12 protein-coding genes are annotated in these 15627 nt (G+C 59.4%); 7 read left to right on the forward strand and 5 right to left on the reverse strand.

What is annotated here, in order from left to right; translation table 11 throughout:
* Positions 1 to 87 precede the first annotated feature (87 nt).
* The 4 genes from cbiR to polA are packed head-to-tail and all read left to right on the forward strand — an operon-like array spanning position 88 to position 5007.
* A complete protein-coding gene (gene cbiR / locus J0909_RS03345) occupies positions 88 to 816 on the forward strand; it encodes a cobamide remodeling phosphodiesterase CbiR (protein ID WP_353616731.1) in 729 nt (242 codons plus the stop codon).
* On the forward strand, positions 813 to 1322 hold the full coding sequence (locus tag J0909_RS03350) for a bifunctional adenosylcobinamide kinase/adenosylcobinamide-phosphate guanylyltransferase (protein ID WP_207260458.1): 510 nt from the start codon (positions 813 to 815) through the stop codon (positions 1320 to 1322). Before cbiR ends, J0909_RS03350 begins: the two co-directional genes overlap by 4 nt.
* A 3-nt stretch (positions 1323 to 1325) precedes the next feature.
* A complete protein-coding gene (locus tag J0909_RS03355) occupies positions 1326 to 2321 on the forward strand; it encodes a DHH family phosphoesterase (protein WP_207260459.1) in 996 nt (331 codons plus the stop codon).
* Positions 2322 to 2340: 19 nt separating this feature from the next.
* Complete coding sequence (gene polA / locus J0909_RS03360; protein WP_207260460.1) at positions 2341 to 5007, forward strand: DNA polymerase I; 2667 nt, start codon at positions 2341 to 2343, stop codon at positions 5005 to 5007.
* 29 nt (positions 5008 to 5036) lie between these two features.
* On the opposite strand, the gene J0909_RS03365 is transcribed toward polA, so the two are convergent.
* From J0909_RS03365 to J0909_RS03380, 4 genes are all read right to left on the reverse strand, one after another.
* The gene (locus tag J0909_RS03365) at positions 5037 to 6491 is read right to left on the reverse strand and encodes a DUF8370 family protein (protein ID WP_207260461.1); all 1455 of its coding nucleotides are present in this window, start codon (positions 6489 to 6491) and stop codon (positions 5037 to 5039) included.
* Positions 6492 to 7234: 743 nt separating this feature from the next.
* The gene (locus tag J0909_RS03370) at positions 7235 to 8023 is read right to left on the reverse strand and encodes a substrate-binding periplasmic protein (protein ID WP_286181728.1); all 789 of its coding nucleotides are present in this window, start codon (positions 8021 to 8023) and stop codon (positions 7235 to 7237) included.
* Positions 8024 to 8162: 139 nt separating this feature from the next.
* The gene (locus J0909_RS03375; protein WP_207260464.1) at positions 8163 to 11315 is read right to left on the reverse strand and encodes an efflux RND transporter permease subunit; all 3153 of its coding nucleotides are present in this window, start codon (positions 11313 to 11315) and stop codon (positions 8163 to 8165) included.
* Between the two features lie 3 nt (positions 11316 to 11318).
* A complete protein-coding gene (locus J0909_RS03380) occupies positions 11319 to 12599 on the reverse strand; it encodes an efflux RND transporter periplasmic adaptor subunit (protein ID WP_207260465.1) in 1281 nt (426 codons plus the stop codon).
* 226 nt (positions 12600 to 12825) lie between these two features.
* Between J0909_RS03380 and J0909_RS03385 the strand changes: the two genes are divergently transcribed.
* The 3 genes from J0909_RS03385 to J0909_RS03395 all read left to right on the forward strand — a co-directional run bounded on the left by J0909_RS03385 (position 12826) and on the right by J0909_RS03395 (position 14914).
* Positions 12826 to 13113, forward strand: coding sequence for a DUF1844 domain-containing protein (locus tag J0909_RS03385; RefSeq protein ID WP_207260466.1), 288 nt, complete (start codon positions 12826 to 12828; stop codon positions 13111 to 13113).
* Between the two features lie 11 nt (positions 13114 to 13124).
* Positions 13125 to 14180, forward strand: coding sequence for an N-acetyl-gamma-glutamyl-phosphate reductase (argC, locus tag J0909_RS03390; RefSeq protein WP_207260467.1), 1056 nt, complete (start codon positions 13125 to 13127; stop codon positions 14178 to 14180).
* Positions 14181 to 14302: 122 nt separating this feature from the next.
* Positions 14303 to 14914, forward strand: a complete 612-nt coding sequence (locus J0909_RS03395) for a nitroreductase family protein (protein ID WP_207260468.1) — start codon at positions 14303 to 14305, stop codon at positions 14912 to 14914.
* A 304-nt stretch (positions 14915 to 15218) separates the two neighbouring features.
* Here J0909_RS03395 and J0909_RS03400 read toward each other — a convergent pair whose 3' ends face one another.
* A complete protein-coding gene (locus J0909_RS03400) occupies positions 15219 to 15554 on the reverse strand; it encodes a tRNA-binding protein (RefSeq protein WP_207260469.1) in 336 nt (111 codons plus the stop codon).
* Between the last annotated feature and the right edge of the window lie 73 nt (positions 15555 to 15627).

Consider the following 15627-nt stretch of genomic DNA (forward strand, 5'->3'; position numbering starts at 1 on the left):
TGTTGCCCGTCCGCACCCGGCCGACACCGGGAAAATGACGCGCTTTCCGCGCCTCTGTCCGTGCGCCGGGTGGAGGAAAAATGGAAGGTGCGCTTTCCCTTCCCCCTGGCCGCGCCCTCGGCGGTCCTGCGCGCGGGCCTGGCCGAGAACAGCGCTTTCCTGGCCTGCCGCTTCCCGGAAATCGCCATCCTTTTTTTCGAAACCGAGGCCTGCCTGGCCTACACCGACGAGGATCTGCCCCCGCACCTCGCGGACCTGCCCTGCTCCTGGCACGCGCACATGCCGCTGGACCTGCCCTGGCGGGCGGGATTCGAAACGGCCTGGCGGAAGATCGACGGGCTGCTGGACAAACTCGCCCCGGTCTCGCCCAAAGCCTACGTTCTCCATCCTCCGGACGCGCCGGACATGCTCCCGCCCCTGGCGGCCCGCCTGCGCGACAAGGGCGTGGACCCGGCCCGCGTCCTGATCGAAAACGTGAACGGATGCAGCCTGACGCCGATCTGGGACGAGATGGTCGAGGGCGGCTACTCGGCCTGCCTGGACATCGGCCACATCAGGGCCTATGACCAGCACGACATCTTGCAATTGCCCGGCCTGTGGGAGCGGGTGCGCATGCTCCACGTATACGGAGCCGAACGGGACAGGCGCCACCGGCCCCTGAGCGAGCTGGACCTTGAGGGCCAGACCCTGCTGCGGACCATGCTTGAACAGGCCTCGGACTTCACCGTGACCCTGGAACTCTTCGGCGAGGCGGAGCTGTTCGACTCCCTGGATCTCTTCGGCCGGTGGTTCGCCCGGTGGAGCGAAAAAAAATGATCACATTGGTACTCGGCGGCAACAAGTCCGGAAAATCCGACTTCGCCCTCGATTTGCTGACCCAATCCCCGGGTCCGGCCTTGTTTGTGGCCACGGGCAAGGCCCGGGACCTGGAATTTCGCGAGCAGATCCGTCAACACCGGGTCAGCCGGGGTCCTGACATCGAAGTGTCGGAAACGGCCGAGGACTTGCCTCAAACGCTTCAAAAGGCTAAATTGTCGTTTCCGGCCGTGCTGGTGGACAGCCTGGACTACTGGTTGTTCGCCTGCCGAGAGGCCGGATGTGAGCCGGAAAAAATTGAGGAATTACTGGAAGTTCTCAATAACTGGGACTCCACGGATTTGATACTCGTCTCTTGTGAGACAGGGCTTGGGCCGCTGCCTGCGGGCAGTGCGGTCCGAGCTTTCGTGCGGAGCCTCGGCGCGCTCAATCAAGCTGTCGCCGTACGGGCCGACCAGGCGTTCCTGGTGGCGGCCGGGCTGCCGTTAACCCTGAAACAGGGATAGGACGTGGCACTATTTCGACAACTTGACGAACAGGTCGATCAATTACTCGGCTTGTTCAACAAGGAAGACAACTGGCTGATCCTGATCAATGCCGACCCGGACGCTCTGGGTTCGGCCCTGGCCTTGAAACGGATGATGACCCGGCGGGTAAACGCCGCGGCCATCGCGCAGATCAACGAGATCAAGCGCCCGGACAACCTGTCCATGATCCGCTACTGCCGCATTCCCACGCAGAAGCTCATTCCGAACCTCGCGGCCCAGTACGACAAGTTCGCCCTGGTGGATTCCCAACCCCACCACAACCCGGAATTCAAGCAGTTCGACTTTTCGGTGGTCATCGACCACCACCCCATCCAGCAGGACAACCTGGTGACCGCCGATTTCGTGGACATCCGGCCCAAGTACGGCGCGGTCTGCACCATGATGACCGAGTACCTGTACAACATGAAAATTCGCCCGGCAAAATTGCTGGCCACGGCGCTCATGTACGGCATCCGCTGCGACACCAAGACCTTCGAGCGCGAGTTCATCGACGCGGACATGGCCGCCTTCAAGTACTTGAACAAGTTCGCGGACTCCAAACTGATGAACCGCATCAGCCGAAGCGAGTTCCACCTGGACTGGATGCGCTATTTCTCGCGCGCCTTCTACAACCTGCGGCGCATCGGCCACGGGCTGTTCGCCCACTGCGGCAACGTGGACAACCCGGACATCCTGGTCATCGTGGCCGACTTCTTCACCCGGGTGCACAATGTGGCCTGGGTTGTGGTCTCGGGCACGGCCGACGACAAGCTGGTGTGCATCTTCCGGGGCGACGGCCTGCGGCGGGACATGGGCACCATGGCCCAGAAAATCATGAACGGGCTCGGCTCGGCGGGCGGACACAAACAAGCCGCGCGCGCCGAGGTGGAGCTGACCGCCCTGGAGGGCGTGGACCCGGAAATCTTCATGCTCAAGCGCCTCGGGCACGGTCGCAAGTCCGCCATCAGACGCATCTAAACCCCTACCCCCCATAGCTATGTCGTTAAAAGAACGCCTCCATTTCGATAAGGACCCGGTGTACCTCATCGACGGTACCGCCCTGCTCTATCGCGCCTTCTACGCCCGCGCCGACCTATCCCGCTCGGATGGGTTCCCGACTAATGCCATCAACACGGTCATGCGCGTGCTCATGAACCTGCTCAAGGAAGAGAATCCGCGCCACGTGGGCTTTCTCATGGATGGCAAGGGCCCGACCTTCCGCAACGAATTGTACGATAAGTACAAGGCCAACCGACCGTCCATGCCCGAGCCTCTGGTGGAGCAGGTGGAGCCGGTGCGCCGGGGCGTGGAGCTGCTGGGCATCAAGCTGCTGGTTTCCGAGGGCGTGGAGGCGGACGACTGCATCTGCTCCCTGGCGGCCCGCTACAAGGCGGACCGGCCCGTGATCATCCTGGCCTCGGACAAGGACATCAAGCAGTGCCTGGACGATCAGGTGGTCATGGTCAGCCAGATGGGCCGCAAGGAGACCATCCACACCCTCGCTTCCTTTCGCGAGGCCGAGGGCATGGAGCCCGCCACCTGGCCGGACTTCCAGGCGGTCATCGGCGACTCGGCGGACAACATCCCGGGCATCCCCGGCATCGGCCCGGTGACCGCGCGCAAGATATTCGCCGCCACCGGCCCCACTCTGGAGGCCTTGCGCGACAATCTGGACGCCCTGCCCGACAAGCTGCGCGCCAAGGTCGAGCCCGAGCTGGATCAGGTCTTCACCTACCGCGAACTGACCCGCATGCAGACCGACTGCTGCGAACAGGATGTGGACTTTTTCCGGCTGCAATCGCCGGACCTGTCCGCCCTGAACGGCTATTTCGAAGAATACGAGCTGCACGGATTGCAACGGCTCCTGCCTAGGGATACGGGCGGCGCGGCCAAGGCCCCGCTGGCCGAAACCGTCAAGAAGGCGGCCAAATCCGCCCCCAAGGACGGCATGCTTTCCCTGTTCGGCGACGCCCCGGCCGCCCCGGTTGCGGACACCCCCGAGGAACCGCTGGAGGTGAACGTGGCCGCGACCGTGGACGAATTGCCGGACCTGGGCGGCGAGGATGTGGGGCTGACCTTCGAGGACGACGCCTTTTTCCTGGGCGTGAACGGTCGGGAGTACCGTTACGCGGGCCCAGCCGAAGAACTGGTGCGCAAGATCGGGCACGCCTCGGTCATCGCCACGCCGAGCGTGCAGGATCTGCTGCGTGCGGCCCCGGCGTGGGGCTACGTGCTGTCGAGCCAGTGGTTCGACCTCAGCCTGGCCGCCTACCTGCTCGACCCCGAAGCGCGCAACTACACCTGGGCGCGGCTCAGGCAATCCCTGTTCCAGGACGGCCGCCCGGAGTTCGCGGACGCCGCGCGCGGGCTGCATCCTCATTCCCAGGGACTGGCCGCCCTGGCCTACATGACGGGCATCCGGGGACAGGTGGAAGGCGCACATCTGAATACGCTCATGCGCGAACTGGAAATTCCGCTCATCCCGGTGCTGGTGTCCATGGAACGAGCGGGCATCTCCATCGACAACGCGGCCTTCCAGGCATTCTTGGACGACGTCAGCAAGCAGTTGGACGGACTGACCCGGTCGATCCTCGGCTTTGCGGACGAGGAATTCAACATCCGGTCGAGCCAACAACTCGCCGTGGTCCTGTTCGACAAGCTCGGGATCAAGGCGGGCTCCAAGACCTCCACGGGGCTGCGTTCCACGGCCAACCAGGTGCTCGAAAAAATCCGCGACCAACATCCCATCGTGGACGCGGTGCTGGAATTCCGCATGCTCGAAAAGCTGCGCTCCACCTATCTGGAGCCGCTGCCCAAGATGGTCGGCCCGGACGGCCGCCTGCACACCCATTTCAACCAATTGTCCACGGCCACAGGCAGACTGTCCAGCTCGCAACCCAACTTGCAGAACATCCCCATCCGGGGCGTACACGGCCCGAGGATGCGCGCCTGCTTCAACGCGGCGGACGGCAACCTGCTGGCCGCGGCGGACTACTCGCAGGTCGAATTACGCGTCCTGGCCCATTTCTCCAAGGACCCGGCGTTGATCGACGCCTTCAAGCACGGCGAGGACATCCACGCGCGCACGGCGGCGCTGATCCACGACAAGGACATCGCGGCGGTCACGCCCGACGAGCGGCGCGGGGCCAAGACCATCAACTTCGGCCTGATCTACGGCATGGGCGTGCAGAAACTGGCCCGCGAGCTTCAGATCAAGCAGACCGAGGCCCAGGATTTCACGGAGAAATACTTCGAAAAGATGGCCACCCTGAAGGCGTACTACGACACCATCGTCAAGGACGCCGAGACCCACGGCTTCGTGACCACCCTGGCCGGACGCCGCCGCCTGCTGCCCGAACTCCACTCGCGCAACAACCAGCTCGCGGCCCAGGCCCGCCGCCAGGCCATCAACACGGTCATCCAGGGCTCGGCCGCCGACATCATCAAAATGGCCATGGTCCAGGCCCACAAGGACAAACAGCTCAAGGAACTCGAAGCCCAGCTCATCCTCCAGGTCCACGATGAACTCATCATCGAAGCCCCGTCCGCCAACATAGAAAAGGCGGGCGCCCGCCTACTGGAAATCATGCAGACCGTCGCCAAACTGGACGTCCCGCTGAAAGTGGATATGGGCGTTGGGAAAAATTGGGCGGAGGCGCATTAGGCTTGTAGCCTTCATTTATTTGTACCTGATCAAAATAGCAACTTTTTAAACAAATCGCTCATATATGCATCAACTTGGTCTTTGCCATTTGTATTCCATTTCATATGCAGCATATTGCAAATATCATTATCGTCCAGCACAATTACGAACCCCCTTCTGTCATTTATAATATCTTTGCATCGTTGCTCACAGAGATTTTTATCTCCCTTATTTCTACAAATGAGGATTCCAAACTGACCTCTTTTATCACTAAATCTGCCTGTTAGTTGATCAAACTCTGGGTTACGCATATCAGAATTATAGTTTTTGCATTCAAATAAAATATACGGGCAGAATATGTTATGCATCGATATCAATTTTTTAAAAAAGCCATGATCACAACTATTATCATACGAAATATCTATTCTTTTTCTTCCATCGTGGATTGGGGCCTCTTTTTTCGGATTCATTAAGTCTGGAGAAAAAATAGCATTTAGAGCGCCAACAATTGTATTGTGAAACACATCCGCCTGCTCCCTGCCTGGAGCTATTCCACGAATTTGTGTAATGATATCTTCATAAAATATCGGCCTAGGGCTTTTCTGCTTTGACTCAATCCCCTCTGCAGACAGAAAACAATCATCCGCCTTAGCCTGTTGCTTATACTGCTCCATTGTTTCAGGCTTTCTTTGAGCAAATTCAGCGATGAAGTCCTTCGTCTGCGGATAATGCTCCCTCAGTGTCTTTTTATACACCTTCCGCTTCTCACCTTTCTTAGTTTTCAAAACTGTGACCAACGAGGTATTGGCTGACAAGTTTTCTGCCTGCAGAAAGTTTAGAACAAAGTGGTTATAATATTTTTGATGGTTTATAATTGATCGATATCGAACGATGTTGCGAGGAACTAGTATTATTTTAGAATCTCCATAAACCGGTAAGTATGAAAAAGAATTAAACCATCTAGCGTTCTCAGGGTCCCAACACATGCCAGCTTGAACTTTATGTGTTGTCACCCCCCATAATTCACATTGATTATGTGTATATTCAATTAATTTATGCCTAATAATATTAATTGTCATATCCGATATCCTGTCAGAACTAACGCCCTCTATCATCAGTTCGCAGTCTGAGATATCTTGTAATTGCCCAGTCTTAGCAGCTTTACTATTTAGTATACTATTCATCAAGCTGCTAGCATACCCAGTTCCGATACCACTCCCACGTGGGGAACCTTTCGATAGTCCCAATCGTGTACTATTAGGCTCACGAAAATGAATCAATATAGACTTTGCTTCTTCAAAACTACCAGAACTGATTAATTTTACTAACGTTGAAAAAAAATCAACTATAATCTCATTACAATCAGAGTACCATTCTCCTGGATATATACTAATCGCATAAGGGTCCACGAAAAGCGGCATATCACGATCTAGTTCTATGTCTACAAAATCTAATTCAGCTTGCGATTTATCAATTTTGAAATATTCAGAAAAACGGGGGCTCATGAGGACTCCTTTATTTTCTTTTTTACATACAACATCGCATAGCCAATTACAATATTGATAAACAATATCCGTCCCAGCCATCTCCTCGTCGGCCCTAGAAGCTGACGGAGCGGCGGAGCGGCTCTTCGATCCTCGGAGGGAGCGGAGCGAGCGACTGGATCGGGAGCGGAGCCGGTCCGATCAGATTCTTGGGCTGGCGAGGAAGGCGGCCGCATACCGCCCGGCCCTTTTCTTTGGTTCTTTCTTTTGGGCCAGCAAAAGAAAGAACCCCGCCGGGAGGGCATGGAAGCTGAGGCGGCGCAGCCGCCTCACTGGCTTTCGCGCCGAAGGCGCCGCCTTTCGTTAGACGAGGGCTAAACTAGCGGGTATGGCACTGCGGACAACAGTGCTTACAGCCATCTACCTCGTTATAATAGTTTGATGCGGCTCTGACTGCGCCATGGCAGGACGGATGCTCTCCGAGGTCTTGCCTGTTCTCGGAATCGGGCAACCATGCACAAGTCATCTCATGCACTTCATGCTCACCTGTGTTTTGAGCTCTTCTGTTCACACAATATCTCGGCATAAGAACCTCCTAAACAATTTTTGGAACCTCATACCATTTTTTAAATAAAAAATCTATGCTACTATAAACGAGATGACTTCTCTTGAAATTCCAATAAAAAAAGCCCCGCTTTGCGGGGCCTTCCTTTATTCTTCTCTCTTCTCTCCCGCCTTTCAAAAAAGGCAGCCCCAAACAACCGCTATTGCCTGGCCCCATACTTCGCCAAAATAGCCTTAATACGCCCCTCGGCACGCATCTGCTTGATGACCGAATTGAATTCAGGCAGCCGACCCGCATAAGCGCTGTCCCGATTGACAAGCAGATGGAAAGGCATGGCGTCCAGGGAAACATCCGTCTCCACGATGCGGTTCGCCACCCCGCCCTCGCGGATGAGCGGCCACGCGGCCATGGGCCATTCGATGGCGATGTCGCCCCGGTGGTTGGCCAGCATGAGCCAGACGTTCTTGAGCAGCGGGGACTCGTAGATCTTGATCCCCCGCGAACGGATGTATTTATCGTTCCAGCCGTTGCCATGGTAGGTGATCACCACTAGGCCCATGCGGTAGATGTCGTCGATGGATCGAATGTTGCGGATCGCCGCCAGACGGGGATGATCCGAAGTGGTGAATACCTTGAGTTGCTTGAGATAAAAGGGATCGGCGTGGGTGGCCGCGTAGACCAGCCGCTCGGCCGTGGGCACGGTGATCATGGCATCGGCTTCGCCGGATTGGACCAGGACCTGGCAACGGCTCCACGGGTAGGCCCGCCACATGGACTCGATACCCATGCGGCCCAGGGCCTCATGGACGATATCATAGAAGAAGCCGGTCATCTCCTGCCCGCCGTCCCGCGTAAAAAACGGCCAGTAATCAGGATACACCACGCGAAGAGGCCCGGCCGCAAAAGCAGCCGAAGGGGCCAGGAGCACGACCGCCAGGCAACAGCCAAGCAAGAATCGCCCGCCCCAACCGAACAATCTTCGCAACATAGAGTGCAACATGCTGCAACAATAGCAGATTCTTTTCTTCCGTCAACCAGATAGAGTATGCCGAGAGAGAAAAGAGCATTATAATAGTAAAAAGCCGCCCAAAGGCGGCTTTTTACTATAGCAGTCGATACAAGATAGTCTATTTTTCTTTCTTGTTGGCTATGCCTTCCCGCCGCAGGAATCGGCCAATCCAGGAACCCGCGCCCTGGATGGCGGTGTACAGGGAGGGAACCACAAGCACGCCGAGGAGCGTGGCCGCGATCATGCCGCCGAAGACCGAGGTGCCCAGCGCGTGACGGCTGGCCGACCCCGCGCCCGAGGCCCGAACCAGCGGGATGACGCCCAGGATGAAGGCGAACGAGGTCATCAGGATGGGCCGGAAACGCAAAGCCGCCGCAGCCTTGGCCGCCTCCAGGATGGACATGCCCGCGTCGTGTTTATCCTTGGCGTATTCCACGATCATGATCGCGTTCTTGGCGGCCAGGCCGATGAGCATAATCAGCCCGACTTGGGCATAGACGTTGTTATCCAGCCCGCGCAACCACTGGGCCGACATGCCGCCGAAGATGCCCAGCGGGACGCAGAGGATGACCGCGAACGGCGTGGTCCAGCTCTCGTACTGCGCGGCCAGGACCAGGAAGACCATGACGATGGCCAGGACGAAGATCAGCCCGGTCTGGCCCCCGGCGTACTTCTCCTGGTAGGCGATGGCCGTCCAGTCGAAGCCGTAGCCGTCGGGCAGGTTCTGCCGGGCGACTTCCTCCATGGCGTCCATGGTCTGGCCGGAGCTGTATCCGGCCGGGGTCGCCGCATTGATCTCCACCGTGCGGAAGACGTTGTAACGCTGAATATATTCCGGCCCGGTGATGCGCTTGGCATGGCTCAGGGTGGACAAGGGGACCATCTGGCCGGAATTGGAGCGCATATAGAACCTGTTCAGGTCCTCAAGCCGGGTGCGGAACTGGGATTCGGCCTGGGCCATGACCCGGTAGGTGCGCCCGTACTTGTTGAAGTCGTTGATGTAGTAGCCGCCGAGATAGGTTTGCAGCGTCTTGAACACATCCGACATGGGCACGCCGAGCTTCTTGACCTTGTCGCGGTCGATCTCCACGAAGTACTGCGGCACACTGTCGCTGAAGGTGGTGAACAGGTTGGCTATCTCCGGGCGCTTGGAGGCTTCGGCGATGTACTGCCTGGTCACGGAGGCCAGCTCGCCCACGGTATTCCCGGAGCGGTCCTGAAGCTCGAACTGAAGCCCGCCGGTTGAGGACAGGCCGGGAATGGGCGGCGGCGAAAAGGCCATGACCACCGCTTCCTGGATGGACCAGAAGGTCTTCTGCGCCTTGCCCATGATGGACTTGAGCGACAGTTCCGGCGTGGTCCGCTCGGACCAGTCGTCCAGGACCACGAAGATCGCCGAGGTGTACGAGGAGTACGCCCCGGTCAGGAGGTTGAACCCGCCGAGCACCACGTAGTTGTGCACGCCCGGAGCGGTCTTGAGGTAGTCCTCGATCTTGTGCATGACCACATCGGAACGCTCCAGGGACGCGCCCTCGGGCAGGGAAGCATTGATAATGAAATACCCCTGGTCCTCGTCCGGCACGAAGCTGGACGGCAAGGAGGCGAACAGCCCGCCGCACGCGCCCACAAGCACGGCCACCACGAGCACGCCCAGGAAGGCGCGCCGAACCATGGCCGCCACGGCCGCATTGTACCGCTTGGTGGCCCAGTCGAACATGGAGTTGAACCTGTCGAAGAACCAGCCGAGCGGCCCGCGGATGGGCTTGTACGGCCGCAGGATCAGGGCCGACAGGGCCGGGGACAGGGTCAGGGCGTTGATGGACGAGATGGCCACGGACACGGACAGGGTCAGGGCGAACTGCTTGTACAACTGCCCGGTGATGCCGCCCATGAAGCCCACGGGGACGAACACCGCGATAAGCACCAGCGTGCTGGCGATGACCGGGCCGGTGACCTCGCTCATGGCCTTCTTGGTGGCCTCCTTGGGGGTCATGCCCTCCTCGTCGATATTACGCTGGGTCGCCTCCACCACCACGATGGCGTCGTCAACCACGATGCCGATGGCCAGAACCAAGCCGAACAGGGTCAGGGTGTTGATGGAGAACCCGAGCACGGGGAACAGCGCGAAGGTTCCGATCAGGGAGACCGGCACGCAGACCATGGGAATGACGGTCGTGCGCCAGTTCTGCAAGAACACGAAAACCACCAGGAAGACGAGGATCAGCGCCTCGTACAAGGTCTCCATGACCTCGTCGATGGACGAATTCACGAACCGGGTGGTGTCGTAGGGGATGGAATAATGGACGCCCTCCGGGAAATACCGGGACAGGTCCTCCATGGTCGCCCGCACCTGCTTGGCCACGTCCAGGGCGTTGGACCCGGGCAGCTGGTAGATGAGCATGGAGGCGTTGGGCTGGCCGTTCAGCCGCGCGAACGTGAAATAATTCTTGGCCCCGAGCTCCACCCGGGCCACATCCTTGATGCGCACGGTGGAACCGTCGGCCTCGGCCTTGAGGATGATGTTGCCGAATTCGTCGGGATCGCCCAGCCGCCCCTTGACGCGCAGGGTCATCTGGAACTGCTGGTCCTTGGGTGTGGGCGGCATGCCGATCTGTCCAGCCGGAGCCTGGGTGTTCTGCTCCTCCACGGCATTGATCACGTCGCTGACCGTCAGATTGTAGGAGGCCAGCCTGTCCGGATCGAGCCACAGCCGCATGCCGTAGTCCAAATCGCCGAACATGTTCACATCGCCGACGCCATTGATGCGCCGAAGGGCATCATAGAGATTGATCTTGCCGTAGTTGTTCAGGAACAGGGTGTCGTACTCGGGCTTGTCCGAGGTCAGGGAGACGATAAGCACGAACTCCGGCGATTGCTTGCGCACGGAAATACCGGTGTTGCGGACGTCCTGGGGCAACTGAGGCGCGGCCAGATTGACGCGGTTCTGCACGTCCACGGTGGCCAGCTCCAGGTCGCGGCCCAGTTCGAAGGTCACGGTCAGGTTCATGGAGCCGTCGTTGGCCGAGATGGACTTCATGTACATCATGTCCTGAGCCCCGTTGACCTGTTCCTCGATGGGCGCGGCCACGGACTGCTCCACGGTCTCGGCGTCGGCTCCGGTGTAGGAGGCCTGGACGCTGACCGAAGGCGGCGAGATCTGCGGATACTGGGCGATGGGCAGGGCGAACAGAGAAAGCACGCCCACCAGCAGGATGATGATGGCCATCACCGAGGCGAAGATGGGGCGGTCGATGAAGAAACGGACGAACATGGGCTACTCCGCCCCGGTCTTCGCGTTGTCGGAACCGCTCTGCCCTTCGTCGGGCACGGGCGCGGCCGCGTTTCCGTCACCGTCCTGGGCCGCGGGCTGTGTCTGTTCGCCGTCCTGGGCCGCAGGCTGTGCCTGCTCGCCGGAATCCATGGGAACCACCATCGGCTTGATCTTCATGCCCGGCTTGACCCGGTTGATGCCCTCGGACAAAAGCATGTCCCCGGCTTTGACGCCCTCGGTCACCACGGCCAGATTTATGGACTCGGTGCCGAGCTTGACCGGCTGGTTCCGGATGGTCCCGTCGGCGTCCACCAGGTACACGGACTTCATGCCCTGAACGTCCATGATCGCGCGCGCAGGAATGACCACCGCGTTCTCGTGGTTGGCGACGCGCACGCGGACCTTGGCATACTGGCCGGGCTTGAGCAGGTTCCCGGGATTGGGGAAGAGCACCCGGATGCCCAAAGTTCCGGTCTGCGGGTCCACGGTCGGGTTGATCATGTCGTAGCTGCCCGGCTGACTGTACTCGCCGCCGTCGGCCAGGATCAGCCGAATGGGCCGGTCACCGGACTCGCGAGCCTTCTTGTCGCGCATGGCCCGGATGTAGTCGCCCTCGCTGACGTTGAAACTGACGTAAACCGGATCCATGGTGGAAATGGTCGCCAGCAGGGTGTTCTCGCCCTGGCCCACCAGGTTGCCGACGTCCACCTGGACGCGGCCGATGACGCCGTCGATCGGCGAATAGATCTTGGTGTAGCCGAGCTGGATACGGGCGTTCTCGACCTTGGCCTTGTTGTCGGCCAACTGGGCTTTGTAGGTGGCCGCCTGGGTCTGGTAGCTTTCGAACTCGTCGCGGCTGACCACACCCTCGTCAAAAAGCTTCTTGAAACGCTTCAGGTCCTTGGCGGCCTTGTTGTAGAGGGCCTGATTGTATTCCAGGCCGGACTGGGCCTGCTTCAGGTCCTCTTGGAAAGGCTTGGGGTCGATGACGAAGAGCAGATCGCCCTTCTTCACGCTCCGGCCCTCCTCGAAATTTTTCTCGATCAAGAAACCGGCCACCCGCGCCCGGACCTCCACGGTCTCGTGGGCACTGATCTGACCGACCCATTCGCCCCAACTGGGCACATCGCGGACTTCGGCCTTGACGACCTTCATGGGCACCGGGTCCTGCTCGATTGCCTGCTCGGCCTTTTTCTTATCGCTACCGGAGCAACCCGCCAGGGCCAAGGAAAAGAGCAATGCGACACAGCCGACCGTCACGGAACGCAAAACAGAGTTCACCATCTCGAAAACCTTGCGTTGTGTTGTTGTAAAAAAGTCCCTCACCATCGGATACAATCGCCGCCACCTTACCGGCATCGCCCGAGTATGTACATTAGTTATTTCACATAATGCGTATAGTTGCGTCAACTCGCCGGAACCAAACCCCCGCTCTTCGTATTGACTACGGTCCGGCCAGACCGTACTTATCGGCCAGTGACAACCGCATTCAATCAGCACGGAGAGGAAAATGGGCGAGAACACCTGCAAAGAAAACCCCATGAAGGGCATCCCCCTAGGCATCAATTTCACCACCTTCATCTATTCTCTATCGTCCTCGGCCCTGGTCGCCCTGGGCGAGGCGGCCGACCCGGGCACGGGCAAGGTCCAGTTCAACAAAGAACTGGCCAAGCACACCATCGACGTGCTCGGCATGCTCAAGCAGAAATTCGACAACGGCCTGGAAGAAGACGAAAAAAAACTTCTGTGCGAGATCGTGTACAATCTGCGGATGGCCTACGTTAACAAGACAAAATAGCGGGAAAAGCAATGTCTCAGATCATCAAGGCCGGGCTGGTGGGCGTCACCGGCTACACCGGCATGGAACTGGCCCGGCTCATGGTTCACCACTCCTCCATGGAGCTGGTCCGGGCCACTTCCCGGTCCGAAGCGGGCAAGAAACTCGCCGACGTCTATCCCTTCCTCAACCGGCTGCCGCTGGGCGAACTGGTCATCACCCAACCCGACGCCGCCGACCTGGCCGAGGAATGCGACGTGGTCTTCCTGGCCGTGCCGCACAAGACCGCCATGGAAATCGCGGCCGAACTGCTCGAAGCGGGGGTCAAGGTCGTGGACCTGTCCGCCGATTTCCGCATCAACGACAAGGCCGTCTACGAGGCCTGGTACCAAGTCGAGCACACCCGCGCCGACCTGCTCGGCGAAGCGGTCTACGGTCTGCCCGAGCTGTATCTGGACAAAATCATGGGCGCGCGGCTCATCGCCAATCCCGGCTGCTATCCGACTTCCGCCATTCTCGGCCTGGCTCCGGCCCTTTCCGCCGGACTGGTGGAGACGGACGGCATCGTCATCGACGCCAAGTCCGGGGCCTCGGGCGCGGGCCGGGGAGCCAAGGTCCCCAACCTGTTCTGCGAGGTGGCCGACTCGTTCCGGGCCTACAGCCTGCCCACTCACCGGCATACCCCGGAGATCGAACAGGAAATTTCCAAGCTGGCCGGGACCGGGATCACGGTCTCGTTCAACACCCACCTGCTGCCCATCGACCGGGGCATCCTGTCCACCATCTACACCCGGCTCAAGGACGAGACGTCCCTGGACGCGGTGCACGCGATCTACGCCGACTTTTACTCCGACAAGCCACTGGTGCGCGTGCTGCCCAAGGGACAGCTGCCCGAGACCCGGTTCGTGCGCGGCACGGTCTTCTGCGACATCGGGCTGGTCGTCGATCCGCGCACGGGGCGGCTGATCATCCTGTCCGCCATCGACAATCTCTGCCGGGGCGCGTCCGGCCAGGCGCTGATGAACGCCAACCTCATCTGCGGTCTGGACATAGACGAGGGGCTGCCCATGGCCCCCATGATGCCCTAGCGCCCCGCCACTGCCGAGTAAAATCAAAGGCCGTCGTCAAGACGGCCTTTCCTTTTTCCCGACAGTGGTTATATTGATGGAAGAAATTTTTCACCCCGATTTCCAATCCGGAGGATATCCATATGGAATTCAATGAAATTCTTGAAAAGCGACGCGCCATCAATTTCTTTGACCCCTCCCGGGACGTGCCCGAGGACCTGCTGCGCACCGTATTGGCCGAGGCGGGCCAAGCCCCGTCCAGCTTCAACCTCCAGCCGTGGAAGGTGAAGATCGTCCGCGACCCGGAACGCAAGGCCGCCCTGCGGGCCCTGGCCTTCGACCAGCCCAAGGTGACCGAAGCCCCGGTGGTACTCATCGTCCTGGCCGACCGCGACGGCTGGAAGGAAGGCAACCCCACCTTTGAAGGCCATTTCACGCACAACATGAAGCCGGAGCAACGCGACTATCTGGTCAATTCCGCCAAGTCCCTGTACGGCGGCTCCCCGGACGCCTCCCTGGCCTTTGCCACGAAAAACGCCGGGCTGTTCGCCATGTCCTTCATGTATGCGGCCTGCGCCCATGGCCTGGATACCCACCCCATGGACGGTTTTGACCGCGAGGCGGTGCGCAAGGAATTCGACATCCCGGACAACTACTGGCTGGCCATGCTCATTGCCGTGGGCCACCGCACGCCGGACCTGGTCGTTCACCCCAAGGCCTGGCGTCAGTCCGTCGATGATATGATCTTGAAGTAAGGCGACTTCCGATAGCGGCGCATCTACACGCTTTTCCGGCCGGACCAATCCTCACGCTGATGGCGGTGCTGCGATCGCCCCGGCTGGAAGAAAACGCACCGCTCCACCTCTCTCGAACGCCTCGTGCGAACGCGGGGGGAGAGCCGTTGTCGGATGGCTGCCCACCCGAATCGCTCCCAAAAGATGAAAACCAAAGGCCGCTGACCCAGTTTTGGGTCAGCGGCCTTTTTGGGTGCCCTTCGCCGCAATGCGGCGAGAAAATAGTTAGGAAAGGATGACGATGAGAGGCCGGAGGAAGGCGCTCCTATCCCAACTTGAGGCCATTGGGGCAAGGCTGGTCGGGGACGGCGAGGACCACGCCGTCCTCGCTATAGAAGCCGGTGACCAGGCATTCGGAGCGCATGGGGCCGATCTGCTTGGGCGGGAAGTTGACCACGCCGACGACCTGTTTGCCGACCAGGTCTTCGGGGTTGTAAAGATTGGTGATCTGGGCGCTGGACTTGCGGGTGCCAACGGATTCGCCGAAATCCACAAGCAGCTTGTAGGCCGGAACACGGGCCTCGGGAAAAGGCTCCACCTTGACGATGGTGCCCACGCGCAGTTCCACTTTTTCGAAATCATTCCAGGATATGGTTTCCATGAGGAGTCTCCGTAAGTCGATGGTTTAGATGGAAGTAACATGTTTGCCGAACACAAGAAAGGGGACCCGAAGG

The organism is Desulfovibrio sp. Huiquan2017 (assembly GCF_017351175.1).
Lineage (GTDB): Bacteria > Desulfobacterota > Desulfovibrionia > Desulfovibrionales > Desulfovibrionaceae > Pseudodesulfovibrio.

Bases quoted from the DNA above. Each gene is read 5' to 3' on its own strand.
- J0909_RS03350 (WP_207260458.1), top strand. From the start codon at position 813: ATGATCACATTGGTACTCGGCGGCAACAAGTCCGGAAAATCCGACTTC.
- polA (WP_207260460.1), top strand. From the start codon at position 2,341: ATGTCGTTAAAAGAACGCCTCCATTTCGATAAGGACCCGGTGTACCTC.
- J0909_RS03365 (WP_207260461.1), bottom strand. From the start codon at position 6,491: ATGAGCCCCCGTTTTTCTGAATATTTCAAAATTGATAAATCGCAAGCT.
- J0909_RS03370 (WP_286181728.1), bottom strand. From the start codon at position 8,023: ATGTTGCGAAGATTGTTCGGTTGGGGCGGGCGATTCTTGCTTGGCTGT.
- J0909_RS03375 (WP_207260464.1), bottom strand. From the start codon at position 11,315: ATGTTCGTCCGTTTCTTCATCGACCGCCCCATCTTCGCCTCGGTGATG.
- J0909_RS03380 (WP_207260465.1), bottom strand. From the start codon at position 12,599: ATGGTGAACTCTGTTTTGCGTTCCGTGACGGTCGGCTGTGTCGCATTG.
- J0909_RS03385 (WP_207260466.1), top strand. From the start codon at position 12,826: ATGGGCGAGAACACCTGCAAAGAAAACCCCATGAAGGGCATCCCCCTA.
- argC (WP_207260467.1), top strand. From the start codon at position 13,125: ATGTCTCAGATCATCAAGGCCGGGCTGGTGGGCGTCACCGGCTACACC.
- J0909_RS03395 (WP_207260468.1), top strand. From the start codon at position 14,303: ATGGAATTCAATGAAATTCTTGAAAAGCGACGCGCCATCAATTTCTTT.
- J0909_RS03400 (WP_207260469.1), bottom strand. From the start codon at position 15,554: ATGGAAACCATATCCTGGAATGATTTCGAAAAAGTGGAACTGCGCGTG.